At 43.5% G+C, this 25,746-nt stretch carries 22 protein-coding genes, 1 tRNA gene and 1 pseudogene; 4 read left to right on the top strand and 20 right to left on the bottom strand.

What is annotated here, in order from left to right; translation table 11 throughout:
* Positions 1–89 precede the first annotated feature (89 nt).
* Positions 90–755, top strand: a complete 666-nt coding sequence (locus G5T77_RS10595; RefSeq protein WP_166135213.1) for an O-methyltransferase — start codon at positions 90–92, stop codon at positions 753–755.
* A gap of 170 nt (positions 756–925) precedes the next feature.
* On the opposite strand, the gene G5T77_RS10590 is transcribed toward G5T77_RS10595, so the two are convergent.
* From G5T77_RS10590 to G5T77_RS10495, 20 genes and pseudogenes are all read right to left on the bottom strand, one after another.
* Complete coding sequence (locus tag G5T77_RS10590; protein WP_034703837.1) at positions 926–1,768, bottom strand: universal stress protein; 843 nt, start codon at positions 1,766–1,768, stop codon at positions 926–928.
* Positions 1,769–1,955: 187 nt separating this feature from the next.
* On the bottom strand, positions 1,956–2,573 hold the full coding sequence (locus G5T77_RS10585) for an acyltransferase (RefSeq protein WP_166135210.1): 618 nt from the start codon (positions 2,571–2,573) through the stop codon (positions 1,956–1,958).
* Positions 2,566–3,165: a YigZ family protein gene (locus G5T77_RS10580; RefSeq protein WP_166135232.1), complete on the bottom strand. Its 600-nt coding sequence runs from the start codon at positions 3,163–3,165 to the stop codon at positions 2,566–2,568. Before G5T77_RS10580 ends, G5T77_RS10585 begins: the two co-directional genes overlap by 8 nt.
* Positions 3,166–3,279: 114 nt before the next feature.
* A complete protein-coding gene (locus G5T77_RS10575) occupies positions 3,280–4,467 on the bottom strand; it encodes an HlyD family efflux transporter periplasmic adaptor subunit (protein WP_004786223.1) in 1,188 nt (395 codons plus the stop codon).
* A complete protein-coding gene (locus G5T77_RS10570) occupies positions 4,464–6,602 on the bottom strand; it encodes a type I secretion system permease/ATPase (RefSeq protein WP_166135207.1) in 2,139 nt (712 codons plus the stop codon). The genes G5T77_RS10575 and G5T77_RS10570 overlap by 4 nt, the downstream gene beginning before the upstream one ends.
* Entirely contained in the window at positions 6,599–8,140 is a 1,542-nt protein-coding gene (locus G5T77_RS10565) for a TolC family outer membrane protein (protein WP_166135204.1), read from the bottom strand. The genes G5T77_RS10570 and G5T77_RS10565 overlap by 4 nt, the downstream gene beginning before the upstream one ends.
* 139 nt (positions 8,141–8,279) lie before the next feature.
* Positions 8,280–9,023 carry an LPS export ABC transporter ATP-binding protein gene (gene lptB, locus G5T77_RS10560; RefSeq protein WP_004786227.1) on the bottom strand — a complete coding sequence of 248 codons (744 nt, stop codon included), beginning with the start codon at positions 9,021–9,023 and terminating at the stop codon, positions 8,280–8,282.
* Positions 9,023–9,589 (bottom strand): lipopolysaccharide transport periplasmic protein LptA, encoded by a 567-nt coding sequence (lptA, locus tag G5T77_RS10555; RefSeq protein ID WP_159122791.1) that lies wholly within the window; start codon positions 9,587–9,589, stop codon positions 9,023–9,025. The genes lptB and lptA overlap by 1 nt, the downstream gene beginning before the upstream one ends.
* The gene (gene lptC / locus G5T77_RS10550) at positions 9,573–10,121 is read right to left on the bottom strand and encodes an LPS export ABC transporter periplasmic protein LptC (RefSeq protein WP_166135201.1); all 549 of its coding nucleotides are present in this window, start codon (positions 10,119–10,121) and stop codon (positions 9,573–9,575) included. Before lptC ends, lptA begins: the two co-directional genes overlap by 17 nt.
* 33 nt (positions 10,122–10,154) lie before the next feature.
* The gene (locus G5T77_RS10545; RefSeq protein WP_034170294.1) at positions 10,155–10,694 is read right to left on the bottom strand and encodes an HAD-IIIA family hydrolase; all 540 of its coding nucleotides are present in this window, start codon (positions 10,692–10,694) and stop codon (positions 10,155–10,157) included.
* 3 nt (positions 10,695–10,697) lie between these two features.
* Positions 10,698–11,675, bottom strand: coding sequence for a KpsF/GutQ family sugar-phosphate isomerase (locus G5T77_RS10540; RefSeq protein WP_004786235.1), 978 nt, complete (start codon positions 11,673–11,675; stop codon positions 10,698–10,700).
* Between the two features lie 273 nt (positions 11,676–11,948).
* A tRNA-Gly gene (locus G5T77_RS10535) sits at positions 11,949–12,024 on the bottom strand.
* Positions 12,025–12,089: 65 nt separating this feature from the next.
* The gene (gene cysS / locus G5T77_RS10530; RefSeq protein WP_004786237.1) at positions 12,090–13,511 is read right to left on the bottom strand and encodes a cysteine--tRNA ligase; all 1,422 of its coding nucleotides are present in this window, start codon (positions 13,509–13,511) and stop codon (positions 12,090–12,092) included.
* Between the two features lie 331 nt (positions 13,512–13,842).
* A pseudogene (locus G5T77_RS10525) lies at positions 13,843–14,496 on the bottom strand (autotransporter outer membrane beta-barrel domain-containing protein); the annotation flags it as partial.
* Between the two features lie 95 nt (positions 14,497–14,591).
* Entirely contained in the window at positions 14,592–14,831 is a 240-nt protein-coding gene (locus tag G5T77_RS10520) for a hypothetical protein (RefSeq protein ID WP_166135195.1), read from the bottom strand.
* A gap of 243 nt (positions 14,832–15,074) precedes the next feature.
* Positions 15,075–15,926: an IclR family transcriptional regulator gene (locus G5T77_RS10515; RefSeq protein WP_166135193.1), complete on the bottom strand. Its 852-nt coding sequence runs from the start codon at positions 15,924–15,926 to the stop codon at positions 15,075–15,077.
* Positions 15,927–16,056: 130 nt separating this feature from the next.
* The gene (locus tag G5T77_RS10510) at positions 16,057–17,274 is read right to left on the bottom strand and encodes a CaiB/BaiF CoA-transferase family protein (protein WP_166135190.1); all 1,218 of its coding nucleotides are present in this window, start codon (positions 17,272–17,274) and stop codon (positions 16,057–16,059) included.
* Between the two features lie 15 nt (positions 17,275–17,289).
* A complete protein-coding gene (locus G5T77_RS10505) occupies positions 17,290–18,492 on the bottom strand; it encodes a 3-oxoadipyl-CoA thiolase (RefSeq protein WP_166135187.1) in 1,203 nt (400 codons plus the stop codon).
* Between the two features lie 12 nt (positions 18,493–18,504).
* Positions 18,505–20,022 carry a 3-hydroxyacyl-CoA dehydrogenase gene (locus tag G5T77_RS10500; protein ID WP_166135184.1) on the bottom strand — a complete coding sequence of 506 codons (1,518 nt, stop codon included), beginning with the start codon at positions 20,020–20,022 and terminating at the stop codon, positions 18,505–18,507.
* Positions 20,023–20,025: 3 nt separating this feature from the next.
* Complete coding sequence (locus G5T77_RS10495; RefSeq protein WP_166135182.1) at positions 20,026–20,805, bottom strand: enoyl-CoA hydratase; 780 nt, start codon at positions 20,803–20,805, stop codon at positions 20,026–20,028.
* A 307-nt stretch (positions 20,806–21,112) separates the two neighbouring features.
* Between G5T77_RS10495 and G5T77_RS10490 the strand changes: the two genes are divergently transcribed.
* The 3 genes from G5T77_RS10490 (at position 21,113) to G5T77_RS10480 (ending at position 25,393) form a co-directional block, all read left to right on the top strand.
* Complete coding sequence (locus G5T77_RS10490; RefSeq protein ID WP_166135179.1) at positions 21,113–22,267, top strand: acyl-CoA dehydrogenase family protein; 1,155 nt, start codon at positions 21,113–21,115, stop codon at positions 22,265–22,267.
* A 57-nt stretch (positions 22,268–22,324) separates the two neighbouring features.
* A complete protein-coding gene (locus G5T77_RS10485; protein ID WP_166135176.1) occupies positions 22,325–23,566 on the top strand; it encodes an MFS transporter in 1,242 nt (413 codons plus the stop codon).
* A gap of 114 nt (positions 23,567–23,680) precedes the next feature.
* On the top strand, positions 23,681–25,393 hold the full coding sequence (locus G5T77_RS10480) for an electron transfer flavoprotein-ubiquinone oxidoreductase (protein WP_166236217.1): 1,713 nt from the start codon (positions 23,681–23,683) through the stop codon (positions 25,391–25,393).
* Positions 25,394–25,746: the final 353 nt, after the last annotated feature.

The raw sequence follows: 25,746 nt of genomic DNA, 5'->3' as shown, positions 1-25,746 counted from the left end.
GCCTAAAAAATCAGCGAATATAGAACAATAAATTGCGCTGTGCCCGGAAAAGTTTAAAATGCACGCATCACAACAAAGGTGCGAGTACTATGCAACAAATGTGGACAGATATTGACCGCTACATTGATTCACATTTAATTCCTGAAGATCCTATCCTGAATCAGACTCTTGAAAATACTGCTGCACATGGTTTTCCAGATCATCTGGCTGTTGCGCCGAATCAGGGCATGCTGCTGCAAATGCTGATCCAGATGAATAAGTGCAAGCGCGTACTGGAACTAGGAACCTTTGCTGCATATAGCACCATGTGGCTGGCTCGTGCCCTCCCTGAAGACGGTTATATCCTGACAATCGAAGGCCGTGATACACATGCTGCGATGGGACAGGAAAATATTGATCGTGCACAGTTAAAACAGAAAGTTGAGCTGAAATGTGGCCGTGCTGCAGATGTGCTTCGTGCCCTGCCTCAAGATACTGAAGCCTTTGACTTTATTTTTATTGATGCCGATAAGCAAAGCTATCCTGAATATCTGGAGCTGAGCTTAAACTTTTCTCACTCCGGTACCATTATCTTCCTGGACAATGTGATTCGTGCCGGTGATATCATCAATCCGGATAATAAAAAACCAAGTATTGAAGGCATTCGTGACATGTTTAAAGCGCTGGAAAATCATCCACGTATCTTATCTTGTACTGCTTTACAGACCGTTGGCAGTAAAGGACATGATGGGTTTGCACTCGCAATTGTCAAATAATACGACTAGAACAAAAATCAGCCAATAAAGTATTCTCGATAAATAACATCATCTTACAGAATGTAACCACAGAGTTATCCACAATATATGAGGATAACTCTGGTTATTTTTAATTCAAGCTGTAACAATTTATCAAAAAATACATTTCTGTAGGTTTTATCACCCTCTTTCTACTTCGCTACCAATAATGGCACTTTAGAATTTCGGAAAATCGTTGTCGCAATACTGCCCAAGAAGAACTGGTGGATCTTGCTGTGACTGAATGCCCCCAAGACAATTAACTGAATCCCATGTTCCTGCTGATAAGACAGGATATTTTCAGCCACTTCTCCGTAGCGGTATTCTGGAACGACCTCTAGTCCTGCTTCTGTCAAATATTGCAGAGGCTCATTCAGGATTTCCACATGATCCCCGATATAAAGCAGATGACATTGTAATTGTCTTAATAAATCACTTTCTGCAATACGTTTCATCATCTTCACACAGGTTGGTGAATATTCATAAGCAAAGATAAAACGTGTCGGTGGTCTGAAGTGTTCCCCTACAGTCATCACTGTACAGTTAGCACCACGGATAAAGTTTTCTACATTGGTGCCGATTGGCTTATTTTTCTCGGCAGAACGCTCACCGAGTAGTCCAATGACTGCAATATCATCAGGTTTTAGAATCTGAAAACTTTGTTCCAGAAAATCACCCTTTTCCTGAATATGTGTGGTGCGGATGCCATAATCTTTAAAGATACGGTCCGAAATATGCTGGAGCAGATTATTGCTATAACTAAGCGCAATTTCACTTTGCTTTTGCTCCAGCTCAGCCAGCTCTTTAAGCAACATGGCATTGCTTTCAAAGCCAATCACACCGCTAATTTCCCCAAGATGATAACTGGCCGGGTAATAATCCAGAACCTGTAATAAAACCAGTTCACGGCCGGTCTGTTTGGCAATCCATGCAGCCGCATCTGCAAGTGCGTTCGTGCATGGTGAGGAGTCTATGCAGGCAATGACACGTTTCATGTTCAGCCTCTCTTTTATAATAAAAATTTCTTAGTTATTTTTAACTTAGCACAAGCATTAGTAAATGTGCACTGAAATCTGTAAGGCTTGAATTGAAATATGTTAACTTTTATGTGATGTGATAAGACCTTTACCTAATATTAAGCGCTTGATATAAATCCTTTTTCCAAGCACCTTTTTTACTATTTTAATCCCGATATCGAATCAATTTTGCCGGATTTCCGGCGACAATTGCACGCGCTTCAATATCTTTCGTGACCATGCTATTCATCCCTATAATCGCCTGATCGGCAATTTTCACCCCATCTTTAATGCCGACATGGGCACCTAGCCAGACATCCCGACCAATCTCAATCCCTTTGGACCTGACTGGCTGCTGATAAATCGGCTGATCCAATTCCATCCCATGATCAAAGGCATAAAGATGACAATAGGCTGCGATGCGTACCTGATCATACAGTTTAATCCCAACCCGACCACCATCCAGAATACAGTGATGATTGATTGCAACTTCGCTCCCTATCTCCAAAGGACCATGTAGCGTACAATCTGCCGCAATAAAGGTATTATCTCCGATACTAATTTTACGACCCGGCTCAGCAAAGATATGCGCCAACGGCGAAATAAAACAGTTTTCGCCAATTTCGACTGTTTCCATCTCCATCAGATAGGTCTGATATTCTTTCTGCCAAGCTTCAGCCCAACCACGATTCTTGGGTTTTAAGGACCAATATAGCCAAGGCATATAATTTAGGCGGTGTTTATGCTGCTCACGATATTTCAGTAATGGATCTGGTTCAGTCATCTGTGGCTTCTTCTATGATTTTTAATTGTTCACGTCCGCGAGTAACATCCTGAATCTTCAGAGCAAAAGGTTCAATCTGATGTTTCTGAAATTGTGCCTGAACCTGTACACCTTCAGCCATATATTCTTCCTGATAATCAATCTGCTGCTGATTCAGCTCATACTGAAAAATCGCCCACTCATTAAACTGGCAGGCAAACTCGACTTTTTTCTTTTCAATCAGTTCAATTTTTTCAGCTAATAACAAACATTGTCCAGCACACCCCCCATAGGCACGGACCAGTCCACCGGTGCCTAATTTAATACCGCCATACCAGCGATTCACCAGTACCAGTACATTGGTTAGCTCATTGCCTTCAATGGTCACGAGGATCGGTCGGCCTGCGGTACCCGATGGCTCACCATCATCATTAAAACGTACATGATGACCGATTTTCCAGGCCCAGCATTGATGAGTGGTGGTCGGATCACGATAGGCATCCAGAAAATCCTTCACATCCTGCTCATTTTCTACAGGTGTGGCAAAGGCCTGAAATCGGCTTTTTTTGATGTCTTCCTCAAAACTGACAAGGCTGGCAATGGTAAATGGCATAACTTCAGGCATTCAAATTTCACCTGTGCAGTATACCTGTTTTGAGGTGGCAAAGAAAAAGCCTCTTTATACGAGAGGCTTGATTCAATTTAATTTTATTGATTACTTTTAAATTTAACGTTCACGTAACGCTTCTTTAGCCTTATTGAATGGCTTGATCAGATAGTCCATTACCGTTTTTGCTCCAGTACGAATATCAACAGAAGCCACCATACCTGGTGTGATGTTAAACTCCTGCCCGGCGGCGTTTCTCAGCTTGTCACTATCGGTACGAATATACACCCGATAATAGAACTGATCCTGTTTGACTTCATCTCGCAAGGTATCTGGTGAAATCACAGTCACCTTCCCTTTTAGACCACCATAAATCGAATAGTCATAGGCAGTAATCTTAACCAGTGCTTCCTGATCAGGACGAATAAAGGCAATATCACGTGGTGAAATTCGGGCTTCAACCAGTAATTTTTCATCTAGAGGTACGATAGTCATCAGCTTGCCATTTTGTGGTACCACGCCACCCAAAGTCATGACATCAATTTCTTTGACCACGCCACGAACTGGGGATTTAAAAATGGTTCGGTTCAAGGTATCTGACTTGCCGCGTACCACCTGTTGCTGGGTTTCCACATCAGTATTGGCTTTGGACAGTTCTTCCCGTGCTTTCACATAATATTGGTTGCGAATATCATTCATCTGGTTACGCAAATCATTGGCTTCACGCTTCAACCGTAAAACTTCAACTTCACTGGCTGCCCCTTTAGCCACCAATGGCGCGGTCATTTCCAGTTCCTGTTGTACCAGTACCAATGCCTGTTGCAAGCCGGCAAGAGATTCTTCCAGATTGGCACGACGTGACTGATACAGTGCAGTTTCTTCTTTGACCAGTTTCGGATATTTCAGCACCTCTTCCGGGAAAGACAACGGCGTACCACTCACTTCTGCACGTAAACGGGCGGAAGTCGCACGTGAAGCGATCAGCAAGGATTCTGATTCACCGACATTAGACTCAAATCGGGTTGGGTCAAGCTGTGCCAATACTTGACCACGTTCTACAATCTCGCCTTCTTTGACATTCAACTTGGTTAGAATGCCGCCCTCTAGAGACTGAATCACCTGTTCTTTGGACGATGGAATGACTTTTCCCGTACCGGTCGAAACCTCTTCCAGTTTAAATAACCAGGCCCAAGTCAATAAAATTAACAAGCCAATGCCTACAATCCAGATAATCAGACTGGATTTAGGTAATGGCGGTTCCTGGAAGCTCACTTTGTTTGAACGCGTTAATGTTTGTGGTTCACTCATGCGCTTGCTCCCACGACCCGTTTAGTTCCTACCTGTGACTGATTTAATATCTGGTCTCGTGGACCATCCATGACAATTTTGCCATCATTGACCACAAGAATACGGTCAACTAACTCCAGTACGGCACGACGATGGGTTGCCACTACCAGTGTACGATGTGCCAGATACCCTTTCAGATGATCAATTAACTGCTTTTCTGAAACATCATCAATCGCTGCGGTTGGTTCATCTAGCAACAAGATTTTCGGCTGGCGGATCAGGAGTCGTGCCAGTAACAAGGCTTGACGCTGTCCACCTGAAAAGCCAACCCCACCTTCCAGAATGATATGATCCAGACCTTCTTTTTTCTCTTGAACAAAGTTAAGTGCACCAGTGATTTGTAAGGCTTCCAGAATCTGTTGATCCGTAGCGAGCGGTGCACCCAAAGTCAGGTTTTCACGAATACTACCGTAAAAGAGTTGTGAATTCTGATTGAGCAGGCCCATATCACGGCGTACATCTGAAGGATCGATCAGAGTCAGATCAATACCATCCAGTTTGACCTTACCCTGTGCTGGGGTTTGCATGCCCGACAACAGTTGTAACAGCGTCGATTTACCTGCACCGTTACGGCCCAGAATTGCAATTTTTTCACCTGGCTTAATTTCCAGTTTTGGAATGACCAGACTCGGTTTGGGATCATCATCGCCGTATTTGAATACCACGCCACTCAGGTCATAATGACCATCCAATACAGGACGGTGAATCAGATGTGAATAGTCCGGTTGATCCACCGGTTTTTTCATCAATTCATCCAGACCGCCTTTAGCAACTTTGGCTTGTTGTAAACGCCCCAAGACACCAGTGATTTGTGAAATGGGTGCCAGCATCCGTGATGATAAAATCGAACAGGCAACTAAAGCACCCGTGGTCATCTCACCATCCATCACCGCAAATGCACCGACCAAGACCACAATGGCAAAGGTGAGTCCCTGAATTTTTTGGGTCCATGCTGTCATTAAGCCAACAATTTTACGTTGTTGCATGCTGACATCAGCAGAGACTTCATTCATGTGATTCCATTGGTTCTGGAAGCGGGTTTCAGCTCTTAACAGCTTGATATCTTCAATCCCTTGTACGGCTTCCACTAATAAAGCATTACGGATCGCAGATTCACGCATTCCTAACTGTGCCAACTTAGCCAGTTTTTTCTGCGCCAGAATCCCTGGAAGAATCATGAGTGGTACTACCAGTAGCATGACCCAGAACAGGTTGCCGCCAATAATCCAGAATATCCCCAGGAACAGGAAAAAGAATGGCAGATCTGCAATAGCCGTCACGGTAGTTGAAGTGACCAGTTCACGCACACCTTCGAGTTCCCGAATCTGCGAAATAAACGTTCCGGTCGATTTGGAACGCTCACTGTTTTTAATTCTTAAGGAATGCCCAAATACCCGGTCAGATATTTTCAGGTCAGCCCGTTTACCAATAATGTCTGAAAGATAAATACGGGATACCCGCAATACAAACTCGAAAATCGCCGCAATCAGTACACCGCCGGCCAACACCCATAAAGTAGGAATCGATTGTGAAGGAATGACACGGTCATAAACGTTCATCGAGAAGACAATCGTTGCCAAAGCCAGAATATTGGCGATTAAAGAGGCAAACATCACATCAATATAGCGTTTCCAGTCTTTCAGAACAATTGACCAGAACCAGTTTTTCTCAAAGGGCTTGATGTATTCGTCGACACGCGCATCCGGCACAGAAGACTCTGGTCGCAGGATATAAACATGCTTCGCACCTGTTTCTAACTGCTCGATGGTAAAACTTTGCGATAAACCGGCATCACCACTCAGTTGTACACTGACATTACCTTGTGTGTCGATACGTTCAATAACACCGACATCTCCGCTATCAAATTCAACCAATAAGGGCAAACGCCAAGGATTCAGCAGACTGCTATCAAATTTATTTTTGCGGACATTCAATCCCATCTGACGGCTAACAATCTTGAGCATTTCATCAATGTCATGATGCTGGTTCCAGTCCAGTTGCAGACGAATCCGTTCCTCAGATGGTTCAATCCGATAATGCTTGGCAATATTCAAAACTGCCTGAAGCCACGGCTGATAATTTATTATAGTACTCATGGCTGAACTTCAAACCCCTGAATAGAAATACGGTTAAGCGCGTAAATATCCCGTGTACGACCTGTCACCTGAATGTATTGCACAATTGCCGAATAGATGTCATAGCGCGCTGATTCAATTTCCTGTGCTGCGCTGTGAATCGCCTGTTCTGCATTCAATAAATCCACTACAGTCCGAGTGCCCAATTTATATTGTTCTTGATATAGCTCTTTGGTTCGTACCGTGGTTTCACGGCGCTGAGCCAGGACATCCATTTGTCTTTGTTTATTTTCGATCTGTTCCCGGATTAAACGAACCTGATCCAGCACATCCAGATAGACAGTATTGACCTGTGCGCGTGCAGCTTCTTCGGCATAACTGGCAGCACGTGCCTGAGACCGAACAGCGCCACCCTGATAAAAATTACTGCTGGCTTCAATCATGATTGAATTATAAAAGCCATCATCTTCATTATTATTCGGATTTCGACCATTAACCGCCTGACTTAAGCTACCTTTCAGATTAATGGTCGGATAACGGCTTAAACGTGCCTGATCTTTTTGCAATCGAGCTACATCTACCCCTGAATGTGCCAAGATCATACTTGGAATCTGGGTAAATTCAGGATCCTGATAAAGATTAGCCTGGGTCACGATCCGATCTGGAATTTCCCATTGAATTGCAGAGACATCAAATCCCAATAAAATTCGTAGACGTTGCTGATATTGTCTTAACTGGGTCTGTTGCACGATCAGGTTAGATTGCGCAGCTTCCAGATTGGACTGCGCCTGAACCGGATCAGCCTGTGTGCTAATTCCGGCGCGGGCACGTAAATTGGCAATTTCTGCAATTCGTGCAATGCCCTGAATCTGTTGTTCGGCAATCTTGGTAATTTCCTGATAGCGTTTAATATTGACGATAGTATCCGCTACTTCTAATGCGACCTGATCCAGACTCACCAGTACCCTTGCCTGATCTTCTGCCAGTCTCGCTTCTTCAACACTCACATTGGTTCTAATCTTGCCAAAGTCATATAGCATCTGGGTTGCATTCAGAGAAACCACCTGACGTCCACGTTCACCTGAGGTCAAATCTCCGGTACCCACACCGCCAGATAACTGCGGATAATACGCTGCTTTGGCCACATCAATATTGGCGGCCTGTGCAGATAAAGACGAAATACTCTGGGCAATTTCCGGACGACGCTGAACTGCAGTATGAACCGCCTCAATCAGACTCATTTTTGCAGGAATACCAGCATTTATAGGTCGAATTGAAGATTGTGCCTGCTGCGGCCGACTAATCTGCGGCAGTTCAGCCACCTTTGAGGTATCCAGTGAGTACTGACTAAGTGAGCTAATATCAATCGTCTGCGCTGATCGCGTTGGCTCTGGTGCAATCAGTTTTCCTAATCCACTTTTAATATTATTAAAATAATTCTGTGAATTTTCTGCATGTACGAATGGCACAGATAAAGGTAAAAGAAGAATGACCCATATTCCCTTATTTTTATCTATTATCTCCTGAACATTTTTTAAGTGCTGCACCCTAAATTGCATAATAATGAATGTTTCGTGTTTTAGCCTAACAATATATCAAATCATACAAAAAGATAGCTTTTTCGTCTTAAGTTAAGTAAAAGAACCCGCATTTGACGACTAAAGTCTTAATGCGGGTTTTTCTGATAATGAAAATTTTCTATACAGTAAAGTCATCACCCAGATAAACTTTACGTACCGTTTCATTGGCCAGAATTTCTTGTGCCGTGCCTTCAGCAATAACTGAACCTTCGCTGACAATATAGGCATGTTCACAGATGGCCAAAGTTTCACGAACGTTGTGATCGGTAATCAATACTCCAATTCCACGATCTTTCAGCGTCGTAATAATATCTTTAATATCACCCACGGAAATCGGGTCAACCCCGGCAAAAGGTTCATCCAATAACATGAATTTAGGGTCAGCTGCCAACGCACGGGCAATCTCAGCACGACGACGTTCACCACCCGAAACACTCATACCCAATGAATCTTTAATATGGGTAATTTTAAAGTCTGCTAGTAATTCGGCTAAACGTTGTTGACGCTGAGCTTTGCTTAAATCCTTACGGGTTTCCAGAATCGCCATAATATTTTCAGAAATGGTTAGTTTTCTAAAAATAGAAGCTTCCTGCGGTAAATAACCAATACCTTTACGCGCACGTTCATGCATTGCCAAGTCAGACAAATCGAGATCATCCAGATGGATTTCACCTTTGTCCATACGCACCAGACCCACCACCATATAGAAGCTGGTGGTTTTACCTGCACCATTAGGCCCTAAAAGCCCAACAATCTGCCCACTTTCCATACTGAAGGAAACGTCCTTGACTACCCAGCGTTTACTATAATTTTTCGCCAGATGCTTAATGGTTAAAGTCTGAACCTGATGCGTCTGTGCCATTAATCACGTGCTCCCGGGAAGGATTTCGAAGATGAAGGCGGAATCACGATTTGTACACGACCTGCAGCTGAACCGGTTTTATTTGGTGTACCTGTTGCTTCAATATCGCCTTTATTCATGCTGTATTTCAGTGTATTACCACGGATACTAGCGCCATCTTGCTGCAAGTAGGCATTTCCAGACAACGTAATAATCCCGGTTTCCGCATTATATACAATTTTCTGTGCCTGACCTTTGGCCAAACCTTTGGCAGGATCAACTTTCTGCTGAAATTGAGCCGGGCTACCTGTTGCCGTAATCAGGCTAATCTGTTTTTTATTATTCAGATTCGCCACAATCGAATTGGCTTGCAATTTCATGGTGCCCTGTTCAATGATGACATTACCCGAATAAGTGGTGACTCCAGTACGCTCATTAAAAGTCGCACGGTCAGCTAATAAGGTAATCGGCTGATTACGGTCAGATGGCAATGCAAACGCAGTGGCTGAACCCAATGCAACCAGACTTAACAACGCAGCGCGCTTAAGGAAAGTTTTCATCATTTTAGCTCTAGGAATTTGGTTCATACTTTCCTCGAATATTAAAGAATTCGTATTGACCATCATTAAGATTGGCTTTTAGGCCCTGACTGATAAATTCAGCCTGTGGAGATTCAACAATGACAGTTTTATCGGTTTCAATTTCACGTGTTTTCGGAAAAGCGGTCAGCTCCTCGGTACGGAACTGCATTTTTCCATTTTGCATGATCTTGGTCGCCAGCACTTCTTGAGAAAGTACAACTTTTGTATTGTCATCATAACCGTTGCCCTGTTTGGCAAAGAATGTCGCATCAACCTGACCGTCTTTATAGGTCGTTGCCTGCAGATTTTTGAGACTCGAAGTCTCTAGCTGCAGGTTTTGTTCAAGCTGGTCGACCTGGGCACGAACAGACAACATGCCCTTTTCATCAGTTTGGGTTAAGTTAATATTATTCGCAGAATAGGTCATGCTACGTGCAGAATCAGTCTGCAACTTGTTGCCTTTACCGCTGTAATAGTAATAACCACCACTTACTGCGGCAATGATAATAGCCGTAAGATATAAAACTCTAGTGTCCATAAGCGGTGTACTTAATCCAGGATATATGACTTATTAATAAGGCGCACGAGTATATTTTTCAAGTAACTCTTGGTACTTACCTTTGGACATCAGTAACATGTCACAAATCTCGCGTACCGCACCACGACCACCATAGGCCTGCGTTACCAGATCAGCACGACGACGTACTTCAACATGCCCGTTTGGAACAGTCACTTTCATGCCTGCAATTGCAAAGGCAGAAAGATCAGGCCAGTCATCGCCCATGTATAAACAGTCTTCAGGGTCGATATTGAGCTGAGTACAAGCTTCACGCAAAGCAGTTCCTTTATCTTCGCGGCCCTGATAAACCAGATCTACGCCCAAATCCGACATACGTTTCTGTACGATATTGCTTTGACGCCCAGTGATAATGATCACTTTGATTCCGGCTTGCTGTACCAGTTTCATACCCAGACCATCACGGATATCAAAAGACTTAATTTCATCACCCGTATTGGTCAAGGTGACAAAACCGTCGCTTAAAATACCATCTACATCAAGTACCAGTGCCTCAATATGACGTGCCTGCTCTAATAATACATAAGATGCCATTTATTAATTTACCCCAGCCTGAATCAGGTCATGCATACTAATTACACCAATGACTTTATTGGCATCATCAACCACTACAAATTGATTAATTTTACGTTCGTTCATTTTTTCCAGTGCAACGACAGCACGTGCTTCCTGAGAAATTGTCAGCGGATTTTTGGTCATTACTTCCTGAATCGGTAAATTGACATCAAAACCTTGCTGTTTGTCGATCAGGCGGCGTAAGTCACCATCAGTGAAAATACCCAGCAGAAGGTCATTTTGATCCACAATTGTGGTTAAACCTAGGCGTTTATTTGAAATCTCGTATAAAACTTGATTCATTGGTGTATCTGGTGACACTTTTGGCAATTCCGAACCAGTGTGCATTAAGTGTTTTACATGCAGCAATAAGCGTTTACCCAAGGCACCCGCTGGATGTGACAAGGCAAAATCGTCAGCAGTAAAACCTCGTGCATCTAAAAGAGCGACAGCCAGTGCATCACCCAGCGCTAAAGTTGCTGTTGTACTCGAAGTCGGTGCCAGGCCAAGTGGACAGGCTTCCTGAAGATGACCCAGAGTTAAAGCCACATCAGCATTTTGTGGCATTGGGCCTTTGGCATCACCACTAATGGTAATTAAGGGAATTTCCAGACGCTTGATCAGAGGCATCAGCATCATGATTTCATCGCTTTTGCCTGAGTTTGAAATGGCAATCAGTACATCACCCGGTACCAGCATCCCAAGATCACCATGCCCTGCCTCGCCCGGGTGCATGAAGAATGAAGGCGTACCCGTAGAGGCAAAAGTTGCCGCCATCTTACGGCCAATATGCCCGGATTTCCCCATCCCGGTAATCACCAGACGACCTTTGCACTGCAGGATAATTTCACATGCCTGACTAAAACGCTCATCAATCTGCGTGGCTAAAATCTGTAATGCTTGTTCTTCGATACGCAAGGTTTCAAGTGCAACTTTCTGGAAGTCTATTTGATTTGGCATATTTGGTGGGTTCAAAGTAGGTTTACCTTAACTCTATACAGAGTTGACTCAGTCTAGCAAAAAATAATTTTCGCAATTTTATCATATCTATGCAAATGGCAGGTTTCAAAATGTAGAGCTTTTCATAAAACTTAGACAGAATGTTTAGAAATTTCCCTGACCGAAAGCTCTTCATTATTCAGAATTTCATTATGTAAATCAGTTCTGGTTATCCTTTTTATTTTGCGTAGGCAATAAAAAACCCCAATCTTCCGATCAGGGTTTTTTGAATTTTGGAGCGGGAAACGAGACTCGAACTCGCGACCCCAACCTTGGCAAGGTTGTGCTCTACCAACTGAGCTATTCCCGCAATATGGGAGTGAATTATAGAGAGTTTCTGCTAACTGTCAACTCTCTATCGATTCAACTGCCGAATTAATCAGCACGACGCCATACAGTTCCTTGACGGGTATCTTCCAGCACCACTCCTTGGTCTAATAAAGACTGGCGGATTTCATCGGCACGAGCAAAGTTTTTCTCTTTTTTGGCATCTTTACGTTGCTGGATCAGATCTTCAATCTGCTCTTCAGACAAGCCTAAAGCTTCCTGACCAATATCAGACTTTAAGAATTCGTCGACATTGTGCTGTACCAGACCCAGAATATTGGTGAGATGGCGCAGAGTAGAATAATAAACAGCAGCCTGTTCCTGATTCTGATCTTTTACTGCACGATTCAGCTCTTTATTCAGTTCAAACAATACAGCAATGGCTTCTGGTGTATTAAAGTCATCACACATGGCTGTATTGAAACGCTCAACAAAGCTTTGATCCAGAGTTTCAACCAGTTGTTCGCCATATACTGCCTGATAAGCTTTGAAAGAATGATAGAAACGCATCAGCGTATTTTTCGCTTCTTTTAAGGCCACATCAGAATAGTTCACTGGGCTGCGGTAGTGTGAAGACACAATAAAGTAACGCACCACTTCCGGATGGAATTTTTCAATCACATCACGGATAGTAAAGAAGTTACCCAAAGACTTCGACATCTTTTCACCATCAACATTGATGAAGCCGGCATGCATCCAGTAGTTCACATACTGCTCACCTGTCGCTGCTTCAGATTGTGCAATCTCGTTTTCATGATGCGGGAAGCTTAAATCAGCACCGCCACCATGAATATCAAAATGATTGCCCAGGCAGCAGGTTGACATCGCAGAACATTCAATATGCCATCCTGGACGACCATTGCCCCATGGTGAAGCCCAAGAAGGTTCATTTTCTTTGGCATGTTTCCAAAGTACAAAGTCAAATGGGTGTTTTTTCTCAACTTCGACGTCTACACGTTCAGAAGCGCCTGCCTGCATATCTTCCAGTTTACGGCCTGAAAGGCGGCCGTATTTGGCAAATTTTTCAACTTCGAAATAAACATCGCCATTATTTGCCGGATATGCAGTCCCTTTTTCCACTAGCGTACCAATCATGTTTTGCATTTGATTGATGTAATCGGTGGCTTTTGGTGCTTCATCCGGTGCAAGACAGCCTAATTTGGCAAAGTCTTCATTCATGGCATCAATAAAACGGCTGGTCAGTGATGAAATGCTTTCCCCATTTTCATTGGCACGTTTAATAATCTTGTCGTCAATGTCGGTGATATTGCGTACGTATTTCACCTTCCAGCCCTGACTGCGCAGGAAACGGATAATATAGTCAAATGCAACCACCGTGCGTGCATGTCCAATATGACAGTAGTCATAGACCGTCATCCCACAGACATACAGATCAATCTGACCTTCTTTACGAGGCACAAATTCTACTTTTTTACGTTGCTCTGAGTTATATAGAACAAATGGTTGCATAGGTCTTCTAGAATGCTTTTACAAATGATGGTTCATCTTAACCTAAGCATTATTTTTCATAAAGTTTTAAGAAAAGTTTTCAAGACTTTTTCTGCGGTTATTTTTTATTACATAGACAGATCATGCATGGAACGTAAGAGCCTTAAATTGCAATTTGCAGTATGAGTAAAGAAATTAAGGACTTTCAGAAATAAAGTCCATAATGATCTACTAAATACCACCTGTAAAACCATCAGCATGATCCGTGAAAGCTACACCTGATTATTGAAAAATCATAATTCAGTAATTAAAAAAAGCCCTCTATCTTAAGAGGGCTTTTTCATTTCAGGACTTAGAAGTGGTATTTCAAGCCTAACTGAATCAGGTAATCGCTTGATTTAGATGCATTACCTGTCAACTCGCCAAACCAGTTCCATTTACTGCCACTGGTATAGTTCAAACCGACACCATATAAGAAGTAATCCTTGTCAAAGGGCGGAGCCTGATAACCATACTGGATTGTATTATCTACATTGGACGAGATTGTGACCATGCCATTATCACGATCAAAGGCATCGGCATACTCACCATAACCAGTCAGGTAAAGATTCTGGTTTAGCTCATAGTCAAAACGCACACTCACATGCGCTTTAGTTTCAGCCACATCTACATCACTTACAGTCAGACCAATAACAGTATCTTCTTTGACCGCATCCAGTTTTGCAGCGTTATAGCTTAAAGCCATGTATGGTGAAACAGTCAGACGGTCAGCGAAGAAGTCATAACCCAGTTCAGCATAAGCACCGTATTTAAACAGATCAGCTTTATTGGATTCTTTCACCGAATCAAGCCCATCAGTCACAGTACGGTTAAACTCAACATCACCGAAACCAAGCTGCACATTACCTGAAACATATACACCCTTGTCAGATTGCCATTTTGCATAAGCGCCCAGACCAGTTACATCAGTTTCAGTTGAAGCATCAGCCAAAATGTTGGTGACGGATCTTGAATTGCGATCCCCGCATTGGTCAGGTCTTCAGCCGTGATCGTACCATTCTGATAATCCTGAATATATTTAAATATCTTTTGGACAGAATGTTACAGATATGCATTCTTTTGAACATCAAGATCAGCAATCTCGATCCTTACCCGTTTAGTAGGCGCAGCGTTATCCACAACATTAAATTTAGCTTTGTCATAAGTATAAGCAAGCGTAGTCAGTGTAGTACCGCCATTAGTCGGGAGTGTATTCACTGTTGTAGAGGATTTTGCACCACCACATGCAGTCACCATTATAGCAACTACCGCCAAAGAAAGAGCTGTTGTAATTGTCTTCATCTTAGTTTTCATACCCCTTATCATCTTTAGTTATCAAGCTATTTTTAATTTAAATTAAGGTCTTATGAGTGATAAAAGCACTCATGAATTATCATAGAGGAATTAATTAAGTATTTGTAAAATAATGATAAATTATCATCAGGTAAAAGAATTATTATTTTCAATGAATTTTATAGATATTTTATAGCAGGTATTTAATTGAAATACCTACTATTTTATAAAATTAATCAATTGAGAAATGTATTATCCCAACTCATTTCTAATATTATTCACCATATGTAATAAGCGTGGTGCAATATCATTTTTGATTTTCTCTTCATTGAGGAGGAAACTTGGACCGCCGCAGTTAAACACCAGTAGACCATGCTGTTCATGGACAAAAGGAACTGCAACCGAATTCACATCCTTATGCCATTCACCGATTGAAAAGCAGAAACCATATTCCTGATAGTCTTTAAATGACTTCTCCAGATTTTTTTGGATCTGTGGCCATTCTTCAACATGTTTACGGCGAATCGCATCAAGCAGAAAATCACGCTCATCTTCTGGCATTGCAGCCAGACAGGCACGCCCCATTGAACTTAAATGAATCGGCAAATGGGTTCCTACCTGACGACGCATGGTGACATTGCCTTTGCCCTGCACCACATCCAGATAAATCATGTTCAAACGGTCGCGGGTCGCCATTGCAACGGCTGCCTCAGCATAGTCTGCCAGATTTTTCATTAATGGATGAGCAACCGATCGCAAGGATAAATTCGACAGCATCGAATAACCAAAAGACAGTACGCCGACTGAGAGCTGAAACTTGCTCGAATTCGGAACCTGCTTTAAATATCCTAAACGGGATAAGGTATGGGTTAAACGGGTAATCGTCGGTTTAGGTAGACCTGTCATCTGTGACAGTTCCTGATTGCCCAGATGCTGATGTTTTGGACTAAAGCAGCGCAGTAACTCCAGACCACGTGCTAAAGCTGTAATAAATTGACGGTCATTTTCATCCTGCATATCTTCGATCGGATGCAATAACTCATGACGCAAAGGCGCAATTAATCTTTCTTCCGACTGATCGGTTTCAGGTACATCATCAGACATGTCTTCACCGTCCTTCAATTTCATAATAAGTGTTTCGCATTGCGAAATTATAAATAATTATCTTGTATATAGCAAAGAAGCAACTTTGATTAAGTTGCTTCTTTATTGGACTTATGGGTTTTCTTTTTGATTAACCAACAATTCCTTGGGCTTTTAGGGCCTCCAGTTTTTCCTCATCCACGACACGTGAAAGAATCTCATTCGTATGCTCACCCAACATTGGTGGTGCTTTACGATATTCAACCGGGGTACGTGATAATTTAATTGGTGAACCAATCACCGTTAATTTTTCTTTTAACGGATGGGGGATCTCAACCAGCATATTACGCGCTTGCACTTGTGGTTCCTGGAAAGCCTGTTCCAGATTATTGATCAGGCCTACCGGAACTTTCACTGCATGAATTGCTTGCACCCAATGCTTCGCAGTATTGCTTAAGAAATGTTTGGCTAGCAGCTCTGTGATTTCTGCACGATGCTGAATACGCAGTGCATTGGTCACAAAGCGTGGATCTTGCGGTAAATCTGGCAGACCAATGGCAGCGCTCAAAGCTACAAACTGTTTGTCATTACCACAGGCGATGATGAAATCCTGGTCCGCAGCACGGAATACCTGGTAAGGCACAATATTGGCATGTGCATTACCATAACGGCCCGGGATTTTACCTGAAGCCAGGTAGTTCATCCCTTGGTTTGCGAGTAACGCAACTTGTACATCTAGCAATGCCATATCAATATGCTGACCGAGACCAGTCACATGACGATTTAGCAAGGCTGCCTGAATGGCAATGGTCGAGTACAAACCCGTGGTCAAGTCAGCAAAAGCCACACCGACTTTTTGTGGTCCGCCCCCCGGTAAGTCATCTTTCTCACCAGTGACAGACATTAAACCGCCCATCCCCTGGATGATAAAGTCATAACCTGGTTCAGGTGCACGAGGGCCAGTTTGACCAAAGCCAGTAATTGAGCAATACACCAGTTTCGGATTAATCGCGCTCAGGCTTTCATAATCCAGACCGTATTTTTTCAATGAACCCGCTTTGTAATTTTCAATGACCACGTCAGAATCTACAGCCAGTGCTTTGACCAGTTCCTGACCTTCAGGCGTTGAAATATCAATCGTAACTGACATTTTATTACGGTTGGCTGACTGGTAGTACGCCGCTTCACGTGTATTTTCACCATGGTCATTTTTCATCCAAGGTGGTCCCCACATACGGGTATCATCACCCGTTTTAGGACGTTCAACTTTAATCACTTCAGCGCCTAAATCCGCGAGGATTTGACCACACCAAGGACCTGCAAGTACGCGACTTAAATCCAGTACGCGAATACCCTCTAATGCACCCATGTGTTTTTCCTTTGTTTATACGCGTTCGATGACCAGTGCCAGACCTTGGCCCACACCGATACACAGACTAATCACAGCATATTTTTTGCCGCTGCGCTGCAATTCACGAGCGGTGCTGAGCACTAAACGAGCACCTGAAGCACCGAGTGGATGCCCAACTGCAATCGCACCACCATTCGGGTTCACACGAGCATCATCAAATGCCACACCCAGACCTTTTAAGCATGCTAAAACTTGTGATGCGAATGCTTCATTGATTTCAATGATATCCATGTCATCCAACGTCAAGTTGGCACGTTTTAATGCTAGTTTGATCGCATCAACCGGACCGGCGCCCATAATACGTGGTTCAATACCCGCAGCCGCTGAAGCGATGATTTTCGCCATTGGCTGGATGCCCAGTTTTTCCTGAGCGGCTTCAGAACCAATGATTAGCGCTGCTGCACCATCATTGACACCAGAAGCATTACCCGCAGTCACTACACCGCCTTCAAACAGTGGGCGTAGTTTCTCTAAAGCTTCTAGATTAGAAGATGGGCGTGGATGTTCGTCTTGATCGACCAATTTTGGAGGCAATTTACGGCCTTGTGGCACTTCAACACCCACGATCTCACCAGCAAAGAAACCTGTCTGTTTAGCAGCTTCATATTTGGCTTGTGACGCTGCAGCAAACTGGTCTGCATCTTCACGGGTGACGCCATATTCCACCGCAACGTTATCACCGGTTTGCGGCATAGTGTCATTGCCGAACTGTTTTTCAATGGCAGGGTTCGGAAAACGTGCGCCGATGGTTGAATCGAATACTTTAAAATCACGGCTAAATGGTGTTTCAGATTTGGCAAAGACAAACGGTGCACGAGACATCGACTCGACACCACCTGCAAGGAAGATATCCCCTTCATTACAAGTAATCGCACGAGCTGCATCAATCACCGCTGCTAAACCTGAAGCACATAGACGGTTCACAGTTTGTGCTGGCGTTTTCACATCTAGACCCGCCAATAACGTTGCATGACGTGCAATATTACGGCTGTCTTCACCGGCCTGGTTAGTATTCCCCAGAATCACATCATCAAAAATATCAGCAGGCAGATTATGTTTTGCAACCAATGCCTTAATCACATGTGCAGCTAAATCATCTGGACGAACCTTTGCCAGGCTTCCTGCATGACGGCCAAATGGCGTACGTAATCCATCATAAATATATGCATTTAACATGAGTTTGATTCCTTAAACTGCTGCAGTGTGAAGAAGAGATAGTTTTAAACGGGCGCGGCGTTGTAACCATGGACTTGGACGATAACGCTGGTCACCAGTATTCGCCAGGATACGTTCCAGGATCAACAGGATACGTTCTGCGCCCAAAACATCACCCCATGAAATTGGTCCATGTGGGTAGCCCAGACCAAGTTTTACTGCTTTATCGATATCGGCTGCAGTTGCGATTTGTTGTTGGGCAATATCACAAGCCAGATTCACGACCATTGCCAATACGCGCTGTGCGACAAAGCCAATACTTTCAGCAATCACGGATACGCCATGACCATTTTTAGCAAACAATGCGTGTGCCTGGTCGATATAGGCTTTTTGAGTTGCAATCGAAGGCATGATGGTACGGTGCTTGGCAAAATCAGTCAGCATATCAATGCTGATTGCACGAGTCGCATCAACCTCAAAACGTAATGCAGCTGTTGTCGTGTCTTCACCATAAGTGGCCAATAGAATCAGACTGTCAGCTGCCGGAGTTTCAGCACTGTCGATGATCAAGCCTTGCTCACGGATATAGTCACGCAAGATGCTGGCATCCTGCTCAAGATCTGCTTTGATCCAGACTGGGCTGAATTCAGTTACTTCAGGCGCAATCTGAGCCGGAGCTTCATTGGTCTTTTGACCATCCTGATATTTATAGAAGCCTTCACCGACTTTACGACCGACTTTTTTACCAGCCAGCATTTGACGGGTTAAAGCGCTTGGACGATAACGATCTTCCTGATAATACTGGTTGAAAATCGATTCCATCACTGGATGGGAAACATCCAATGCAGTCAGGTCAAACAATTCCAGTGGTCCCATACGGAAACCGGCACCTTCACGCAGAATACGGTCGATTTCTGAAACAGAAGCTACACCTTCACCCAGGATTTTTAGTGCTTCAGTACCATAAGCACGACCCGCGTGATTGACAATGAATCCTGGCGTGTCTTTGGTACGCACACCAAAGTGACCCATATGTTGTGCCAGTTCGAGTAGATCTGCAACGACCTGTTCATCTGTTGCTAGGCCAGCAATCACTTCGACAATTTTCATCAAGGGCACTGGGTTAAAGAAATGGAATCCCGCCATACGACCTTGATGCTCAAGATTGGATGCAATCGCAGTCACTGATAAAGATGAGGTATTGGTTGCCAGAATGGTTTCTGGAGATACGATACCTTCCAATTGTTTAAACAGGCTTTGCTTGATGTCCAGATTTTCAATAATGGCTTCCACCACCAGATCAACCCCAGCCACTTCTTCAATGCTGTTTAGAATTTTAAAGCGTGCCAAAGTTTCATTCAGGACTTCTTCAGTGAATTTTCCTTTGGCTTGAAGTTTTTCAAGCGTAGCTTTAAGTTTAGCCAGACCTGCTTCTGCTGCACCTGCTTTGGCATCGAATAAACGCACTTCCAGACCTGCCTGGGCTGCGATTTGCGCAATACCCATGCCCATTACACCAGTACCGATGAGCGCCATAGATTGAATGGTCATGTCTTATTCTCCAGTGTACTGTGCAGGACGTTTTTCAAAGAACGCATTCACGCCTTCTTTCTGGTCTTTAGTATCAAACAAAATCTGGAAAGCTTTACGTTCCAGTGCCAAAGCACCTTGTAAAGATTGATCCTGTCCAAGATTGGTCACTTCCTTGATTTGCTGAACCGCAATTGGAGAGAAAGACGCAATCGTTTGGGCAATTTCAATGGCATGGGTAATGGTGTTTTCATCTTCTACGACTTCAGAAACCAAGCCCATACGCTCAGCCTCAGCAGCTTTCACCAATTTACCGGTCAATACCCAAACCATGGTTTGATATTTACCAATCGCGCGCAGTAAACGTTGTGTCCCACCTGCACCTGGCATCAAGCCCAGTTTCACTTCAGGCTGACCAAATTTGGCACTTTCACCGGCAATGATGATGTCCGCATGCATGGCCAGTTCACAGCCACCACCGAGTGCATAGCCATTGACTGCTGCAATAATCGGTTTCGGACAATCAGTAATGCTTTGCCAATATTGTTCAGTATGGCGTAAATACATTTGGGCTGTAGTTGCAGTGGTGAAATCTTTAATGTCTGCACCCGCAGCAAATACTTTTTCACCGCCGGTCAAAACAATCGCTTTTACAGCATCTAATTTTGAAAGGTATTGAAATGCTTCAGAGAGTTGCTGACGTAATTCCAGGTTCAAGGCATTACGTGCTTCCGGGCGATGGATTTGAACAATCGCGACGCCATCTTCCTGTACAGTCAATTTTAAAATTTCAGTGCTTTCCATAATCTTCTCATTTCGCACAGCGGTATTTAATTAACAATATACATAAATTTCGTTCAAAGTAAACTATTCAAATTTGAACAAAAAATATTTTATAACGCCTTAAAAATAGCATTAATCACATTAAATCAATTATTTAAATCTAATTTTATAGCAAAACATAAATATCGCACAGCGAAATATACTTTCGTATATATTGATCCTTGTTTTAATTTTAATTAGTATCCGCATAAATTTAGCTTAGTGATGAGTTTTTATTCACATTGGTCAAGATGTGGACAGAACGAAATCCTAGATACGGAGTTAGGACATGATTCGTGATCAGGAAACCTTAGACCAGTTGGTAGATATGATTCGCCAGTTTGTAGAAGGCGTATTAATCCCAAATGAAGAAATTGTTGCAGAAACGGATGAAATTCCTGCAGAAATCGTGCAACAAATGAAAGAGTTGGGCTTATTTGGTTTAACCATTCCTGAAGAATATGACGGTCTTGGCCTGACCATGGAAGAAGAAGTCTATATCGCTTTTGAACTGGGCCGCACTTCCCCTGCTTTCCGCTCATTGATTGGTACGAATAACGGTATCGGCGCATCTGGCCTGATCATCGACGGTACTGAAGAGCAAAAACAGCACTTCCTGCCAAAACTGGCTAGCGGTGAAATCATTGGCTCGTTCTGTTTGACTGAACCGGATTCAGGTTCTGATGCAGCATCTTTGAAAACCACTGCTGTGAAAGATGGCGATGAGTACATCCTGAATGGTACCAAGCGCTTTATTACCAATGCCCCACATGCGGGTGTGTTCACGGTAATGGCTCGTACCAACCCAGAATTAAAAGGTGCTGCAGCTATTTCAGCGTTCATCGTTGACAGTAAATTGCCAGGTATTTCACTGGGTAAACGTGACAAGAAAATGGGCCAGAAAGGCGCACATACCTGTGACGTGATCTTTGAAAACTGCCGTATCCCTGCATCAGCTTTGATTGGCGGTGTAGAAGGCGTTGGCTTTAAAACTGCGATGAAGGTTCTGGATAAAGGCCGTATCCACATTGCTGCACTGAGCGTGGGTGCTGCAACCCGTATGCTGGAAGATTCATTGCAATATGCCGTTGAACGTAAGCAGTTCGGTCAGGCGATTGCCAACTTCCAGCTGATCCAGGGCATGCTGGCAGATTCTAAAGCTGAAATTTATGCAGCGAAATGCATGGTGCTTGATGCAGCGCGTCGTCGTGATGCCGGCCAGAATGTAAGTACTGAAGCATCATGCGCAAAAATGTTTGCAACAGAAATGTGTGGCCGTGTCGCTGACCGTGGTGTGCAAATCCATGGTGGCGCGGGCTACATCAGTGAATATGCAATTGAGCGCTTCTACCGCGATGTGCGTTTATTCCGTCTTTATGAAGGAACCACGCAGATCCAGCAAGTCATTATTGCTCGCAATATGATTCGCGAGGCGACTCAGTAACAAGTTTGGCCTGATCAACTCTCCTTGCGATCAGGCCTTTTTTATAGGTAATGGATGATGGCTATAACGAATACAATTTCAAAAATTGGCCCAAATACCTGGAAAATCGCATTTATTTTTGCATTCCTCGCCCTGCTGGTCGATGGTGCGGATTTAATGCTGCTTTCCTACAGCTTAAACAGTATTAAAGCTGAATTTGGTCTAACCTCTGTCGAAGCTGGGATGCTCGGAAGCTTTACCCTTGCAGGTATGGCAGTTGGAGGTATATTCGGAGGGTGGGCTTGTGATAAATTCGGTCGTGTACGTACCGTCGTTGTCTCAATCCTTTTATTTTCGGCATTGACTTGTGGTCTTGGTTTTACCCAAAGCTTTGCTCAATTTGGTGCATTACGTTTCTTCGCTTCTCTTGGCTTAGGTTCTCTGTATATTGCATCGAATACTTTAATGGCTGAGTACGTGCCAACTAAATATCGTACAACTGTTTTAGGTACATTACAGGCTGGCTGGACTGTTGGCTATATCGTTGCGACTTTGCTTGCGGGCTGGTTAATTCCAGATCACGGCTGGCGCATGCTGTTCTATGTTGCTGCAATTCCAATCGTGATGGCGATCCTAATGCATATCATGGTTCCAGAACCAGCTGCATGGCAAGAAAACCGCTTCAAGAAAGTTGAAGTGACTGACAAACCTGCTGAGTCGACCTGGAAGCTGATTTTCCAGGATAAGAAAAACCGTAACATGTTTATCTTATGGGCTTTGACTGCTGGTTTCCTTCAGTTTGGTTATTATGGCGTCAACAACTGGATGCCGACATACCTTGAAAGTGAACTGGGTATGAAGTTCAAGGAAATGACTGCATACATGGTGGGTACTTATACCGCGATGATTCTAGGTAAAATCCTTGCAGGCTTAATGGCAGATAAATTCGGACGTCGTTTTACTTATGCCTTCGGTGCAATTGGTACTGCGATCTTCCTGCCACTGATCGTATTCTATAACTCATCAGACAATATCCTGTACTTATTGGTGATCTTCGGTTTCCTATATGGTATTCCATATGGTGTGAATGCGACTTATATGACTGAAAGCTTCCCAACCAATGTACGTGGTACAGCAATTGGTGGTGCATATAACGTAGGTCGTTTAGGTGCTGCAATTGCCCCAGCAACCATTGGTTATCTGGCAACTGGCGGTTCGATCGGTTTAGGCTTCCTAGTCATGGGTGCGGCATACTTTATCTGTGGTTTGCTTCCTGCGCTATTCATCAAAGAAAAACTCTACGATCCTCAAAAATCTTAATCCGTTTTATAAAAAGCCTCCTAGGAGGCTTTTTTCATAATCAATTCCCAACTTTCTATTTAAAAACTTTTTCACTGTGGTAAAATACCGCTAAGCGAAACAGGATTTCTTATTATGGAAGATATTTCTAGAGAATCGATGGAGTTTGACGTTGTGATCGTAGGTGCGGGTCCTGCCGGCCTGTCTGCTGCAATCAAGATCCGTCAACTTGCAATTGAAAACAATTTAAATGATCTGTGCGTTTGTGTCGTAGAAAAAGGCTCCGAAGTCGGTGCACATATTCTTTCAGGTGCTGTGCTTGAACCACGTGCCATGAACGAACTGTTCCCGAACTGGAAAGAAGAAGGTGCGCCTTTAAATGTTCCTGTGACAGAAGATAAAACTTTCTTCCTTCTTTCAGATGAAAAATCACAAGAAGCCCCACACTGGATGGTACCGAAAACCATGCACAATGATGGCAACTATGTCATCTCTCTGGGCAACGTGGTGCGCTGGTTAGGCCAGAAAGCTGAAGAGCTGGAAGTATCGATCTTCCCGGGCTTTGCCGCTTCAGAAATTCTGTATCATGAAGATGGTACGGTCAAAGGTATCCAGACCGGTGATATGGGGATTGGCAAAGATGGCGAACCGACGCATAACTTTGCGCCAGGTTATGAGCTGCATGCCAAATATACGATTTTTGCTGAAGGCTGCCGTGGTCATTTAGGTAAACGCCTGATCCAGAAATTCAACCTGGATAAAGATGCTGATCCGCAGCACTACGGTATCGGCATTAAAGAACTGTGGGAAATTGATCCAGCGAAACACAAACCAGGTCTGGTAATGCACGGTGCGGGCTGGCCTTTATCTGAAACCGGTTCTTCAGGTGGCTGGTGGTTATACCACGCTGAAAACAACCAGGTGACTCTGGGCATGATCGTGGATCTTTCTTATGAAAATCCACACATGTATCCATTCATGGAAATGCAGCGCTGGAAAACGCATCCACTGATCAAACAATATCTGGAAGGCGGTAAACGTATTTCTTATGGTGCGCGTGCCGTAACTAAAGGTGGTTTTAACTCCCTGCCGAAATTTACCTTCCCGGGTGGATCTTTAATTGGTGATGATGCAGGATTCCTGAACTTTGCCAAGATCAAAGGCTCACACACTGCCATGAAATCTGGCATGTTGTGTGGCGAAGCAGTCTTTGAAGCGATTGCTGCCGGTGTAGAAAAAGGCGGTGACCTGGCGATTGCGCGTGTGACCGAAGGTGAAGACTTCTTTGTAAAAGAACTGACATCTTATACAGACAAGTTCAACAATAGCTGGCTGAAAGAAGAGTTGTATAGCGCACGTAACTTTGGCCCAGCAATGCACAAGTTCGGTCAATGGATGGGTGGTGCATTCAACTTCATCGACCAGAACGTGTTTAAAGTGCCGTTCACGCTCCATGATTTAGTGCCAGACTTTAAAACTCTGAAAACAGTCGATGCAGTGAACTTCAAGCCGAACTATCCAAAACCGGATGGCAAGCTGACCTTTGACCGTCTGTCTTCTGTTTTTGTATCGAATACAGTGCATGAAGAAAACCAGCCTGCGCATTTAAAACTGACCGATGCTTCGATTCCAGTAGATGTCAACTTACCGAAATGGGATGAGCCTGCTCAGCGCTACTGTCCGGCGGGTGTGTATGAAATCATGGAAAATGATGATGGTTCGAAACGCTTCCAGATCAATGCAGCAAACTGTGTGCACTGCAAGACCTGTGACATCAAAGATCCATCTCAGAATATCACCTGGGTAACACCGGAAGGTGGCGGTGGTCCGAATTACCCGAATATGTAGGGTAATTTGTGTGAGTAAGAAATCTTTTTCTTGTTCATATACCCAATTTTGAAGCAGTTATAACTAACACTTCACTTTAATTTTTTAGGTAATCCCAGTTCCCTAGGGAGCTGGGATTAAAAATAATCAAGAATAAAAAAATAAAAACAGATTCACGTCTTTTTCGCTGACTTGCTGCTTAGACCAGCTTATTGATTGTGAAATATTGTGTCCCAGTAAAAAACCAAGACCTTATCTAGTCATTTTTATCCATATACATTGTCTTTAATTAAAATTAATTGCCTGAATATACAAACACTTTAGTCGTATTTCTCTTTGGTTCTTCCTATTCAAAATGCTATTGTACAAAAAGT

Source organism: Acinetobacter sp. GFQ9D191M (genome assembly GCF_011174875.1).
Classification (GTDB): Bacteria; Pseudomonadota; Gammaproteobacteria; order Pseudomonadales; family Moraxellaceae; genus Acinetobacter.
This window is presented reverse-complemented; position numbering and strand designations above follow the sequence as displayed.

Excerpts from the sequence above, each read along its gene's own strand:
- G5T77_RS10565 (WP_166135204.1), bottom strand. The coding sequence starts at position 8,140 with ATGCAATTTAGGGTGCAGCACTTAAAAAATGTTCAGGAGATAATAGAT.
- G5T77_RS10575 (WP_004786223.1), bottom strand. The coding sequence starts at position 4,467 with ATGAGTGAACCACAAACATTAACGCGTTCAAACAAAGTGAGCTTCCAG.
- G5T77_RS10590 (WP_034703837.1), bottom strand. The coding sequence starts at position 1,768 with ATGAAACGTGTCATTGCCTGCATAGACTCCTCACCATGCACGAACGCA.
- G5T77_RS10480 (WP_166236217.1), top strand. The coding sequence starts at position 23,681 with ATGGAAGATATTTCTAGAGAATCGATGGAGTTTGACGTTGTGATCGTA.
- G5T77_RS10510 (WP_166135190.1), bottom strand. The coding sequence starts at position 17,274 with ATGGGTGCATTAGAGGGTATTCGCGTACTGGATTTAAGTCGCGTACTT.
- G5T77_RS10585 (WP_166135210.1), bottom strand. The coding sequence starts at position 2,573 with ATGACTGAACCAGATCCATTACTGAAATATCGTGAGCAGCATAAACAC.
- cysS (WP_004786237.1), bottom strand. The coding sequence starts at position 13,511 with ATGCAACCATTTGTTCTATATAACTCAGAGCAACGTAAAAAAGTAGAA.
- G5T77_RS10570 (WP_166135207.1), bottom strand. The coding sequence starts at position 6,602 with ATGAGTACTATAATAAATTATCAGCCGTGGCTTCAGGCAGTTTTGAAT.
- G5T77_RS10520 (WP_166135195.1), bottom strand. The coding sequence starts at position 14,831 with ATGAAGACAATTACAACAGCTCTTTCTTTGGCGGTAGTTGCTATAATG.
- G5T77_RS10545 (WP_034170294.1), bottom strand. The coding sequence starts at position 10,694 with ATGGCATCTTATGTATTATTAGAGCAGGCACGTCATATTGAGGCACTG.
- G5T77_RS10490 (WP_166135179.1), top strand. The coding sequence starts at position 21,113 with ATGATTCGTGATCAGGAAACCTTAGACCAGTTGGTAGATATGATTCGC.
- G5T77_RS10580 (WP_166135232.1), bottom strand. The coding sequence starts at position 3,165 with ATGCCATTTACCATTGCCAGCCTTGTCAGTTTTGAGGAAGACATCAAA.
- lptA (WP_159122791.1), bottom strand. The coding sequence starts at position 9,589 with ATGAACCAAATTCCTAGAGCTAAAATGATGAAAACTTTCCTTAAGCGC.
- G5T77_RS10505 (WP_166135187.1), bottom strand. The coding sequence starts at position 18,492 with ATGTTAAATGCATATATTTATGATGGATTACGTACGCCATTTGGCCGT.
- G5T77_RS10515 (WP_166135193.1), bottom strand. The coding sequence starts at position 15,926 with ATGTCTGATGATGTACCTGAAACCGATCAGTCGGAAGAAAGATTAATT.
- G5T77_RS10595 (WP_166135213.1), top strand. The coding sequence starts at position 90 with ATGCAACAAATGTGGACAGATATTGACCGCTACATTGATTCACATTTA.
- lptB (WP_004786227.1), bottom strand. The coding sequence starts at position 9,023 with ATGGCACAGACGCATCAGGTTCAGACTTTAACCATTAAGCATCTGGCG.
- G5T77_RS10485 (WP_166135176.1), top strand. The coding sequence starts at position 22,325 with ATGGCTATAACGAATACAATTTCAAAAATTGGCCCAAATACCTGGAAA.
- lptC (WP_166135201.1), bottom strand. The coding sequence starts at position 10,121 with ATGGACACTAGAGTTTTATATCTTACGGCTATTATCATTGCCGCAGTA.
- G5T77_RS10500 (WP_166135184.1), bottom strand. The coding sequence starts at position 20,022 with ATGACCATTCAATCTATGGCGCTCATCGGTACTGGTGTAATGGGCATG.
- G5T77_RS10495 (WP_166135182.1), bottom strand. The coding sequence starts at position 20,805 with ATGGAAAGCACTGAAATTTTAAAATTGACTGTACAGGAAGATGGCGTC.
- G5T77_RS10540 (WP_004786235.1), bottom strand. The coding sequence starts at position 11,675 with ATGCCAAATCAAATAGACTTCCAGAAAGTTGCACTTGAAACCTTGCGT.